Genomic DNA, 2084 nt, shown 5'->3' with positions numbered 1-2084 from the left:
GGGCGGAGTGGAACGAGATGATGGCGGCCATCAAGAAGATGCAGGGGCCCAAGCGCTATGCGGTGCTGATGCCGATCAACGAGTTCGAGCAGCAGCTGTCCTTCGCCCTGCAGCAGCCCGACCCGCTGCTGCGCGATGACGACACCCGCGGCAATTTCAGCAGCCCGGGCTTCCGCAAGACGTTGGGCTTCTACGAAAACATGTTCGCCCAGGGCTGGGCACCGCGCATGTCCGAGACGCAGATCTCCAACGTGTGGGATGAGTTCTTCCGCGGCTTCAACGTGTTCTACCTGTCCGGCCCGTGGAATATCCGCGAGTTCAAGAAGCTGCAGCCCAAGGAACTGGAAGGCAAGTGGGGCACCGCCGCACTGCCGGGTCCGGACGGCCCGGGCGCAGGCATCGCCGGTGGCACCAGCCTGGTGATCTTCCGCTCCTCGCAACAGAAGGAAGCGTCGTGGAAGCTGATCGAATTCCTGTCGCGCCCGGCGATCCAGGAACGTTTCCATTCCATCATCGGCGACCTGCCGCCGCGGCGCAGCACCTGGGAATACCCCTCGCTGGCCAATGACCCGCTGGCGCAGCCGTTCCGCGACCAGCTGGAACGCGTCAAGCCCACGCCGAAGGTGCTGGAGTGGGAGCGGATCGTGCAGGAAATGCGGATCATCACCGAACAGGTGGTGCGTGGTGGCCTCGACCAGGATGTGGCAGTGAAGGAACTGGACAAGCGCGTGGACAAGGTCCTCGCCAAGCGCCGTTGGATGCATGAACGCGATGCGCAGGAGAAGGCCGCCGGTACCGGCGTGCATTCCAGCGCAGTGGGGGCGGCGCAATGAAGCAGCGTTCGCTCGCCGGCTGGATGTTCGCCGGCCCGGCCATCCTGGTCATCGGCGTGTTCTTCGGCCTCCCGGTGTTCTCGGCGCTGGCACTGAGCATCACCGACTTCGACCTGTACTCCCTGGCCGACGGGGGCAACCTGCGCTTCGTCGGGCTGGGCAACTACATCGACCTGCTGCAGACCCCGATGTTCTGGAAGTCGCTGTGGAACACCACCTACTTCGTGATCGTCGGCGTGCCGATGTCGATCGCGGTGTCGCTGGGTGCGGCGATCCTGCTCAACGCCCCGGCCGCGCGCTTCAAGGCGCTGTTCCGCACCGCGCTGTTCGCCCCGGTGGTGACCACGCTGGTGGCGGTGGCGGTGATCTGGCGCTACCTGTTCCATACCAGCTACGGTCTGGTGAACTACGGCCTGGGCCACCTCGGGATCAGCCCGATCGACTGGCTGGGCGATCCCAACTGGGCCATGCCGACCATCATGCTGTTCGCGGTGTGGAAGAACTTCGGCTACAACATGGTGATCTTCCTGGCCGGCCTGCAGGCGATCCCGCATGACCTGTACGAGGCCGCGCGCATCGACGGCGCCTCGCGCTGGAAGCAGTTCCTGCACATCACCCTGCCGATGCTCGGCCCGGTGCTGCTGGTGGTCGGGGTGATTACCGTGTCCGGCTACTTCCAGCTGTTCGCCGAGCCCTACGTGATGACCCGCGGCGACCCACTGCAGAGCACCGTCAGCGTGCTGTATTTCATGTTCGAAGAAGGCTTCAAGTGGTGGAACCTGGGGCGTGCCTCCGCGGTGGCGTTCCTGCTGTTCCTGATCATCCTGGCCGTCACCAGCGTCATGCTGCGTTTCGGCCGCAAGAGGCAGTTGGTATGAGTCGTGAAATCGGCCAGTCGCGCTGGCATGCATGGTGGATCAATGGGGGCCTGACCGTGCTGGCGCTGGTCAGCCTGGCGCCGTTGCTGTGGATGCTGTCGGTGTCGTTCATGCCCACTGGCGAGGCGGCGCATTTCCCGCCGCCGCTGCTGCCGTCCTCGGTGACCACCGCGAACTACCACGAGTTGTTCGCGCGCACCGGCATGGGCAACAACTTCATCAACAGCCTGGGCGTGTCGCTGGCGATCACGCTGGGCTCGCTGCTGCTCAACACCATGGCTGGCTATGCGTTCGCCAAGCTGCGTTTCGCCGGCCGCGAGCGCATCTTCCAGGTGCTGCTGGCGGCGCTGGTGATTCCGGCGCAGGTGGCGAT

The 2084-nt window shown here is 64.9% G+C and carries 3 protein-coding genes; all 3 read left to right on the top strand.

Annotation, left to right across the window (positions count from 1 at the left end; translation table 11 throughout):
- Positions 1–833: extracellular solute-binding protein (locus tag AC1DQP_RS19795; protein WP_478052338.1), on the top strand; the 833-nt coding region annotated here is incomplete at its 5' end.
- Positions 830–1711, top strand: coding sequence for a carbohydrate ABC transporter permease (locus AC1DQP_RS19790; protein WP_256775590.1), 882 nt, complete (start codon positions 830–832; stop codon positions 1709–1711). The genes AC1DQP_RS19795 and AC1DQP_RS19790, both read left to right, overlap by 4 nt.
- On the top strand, positions 1708–2084 hold a 377-nt coding region (locus AC1DQP_RS19785; RefSeq protein ID WP_478052337.1), incomplete at its 3' end, for a carbohydrate ABC transporter permease. The genes AC1DQP_RS19790 and AC1DQP_RS19785, both read left to right, overlap by 4 nt.

It is taken from the genome of Stenotrophomonas sp. P5_A8 (assembly GCF_056400545.1).
This window is presented reverse-complemented; position numbering and strand designations above follow the sequence as displayed.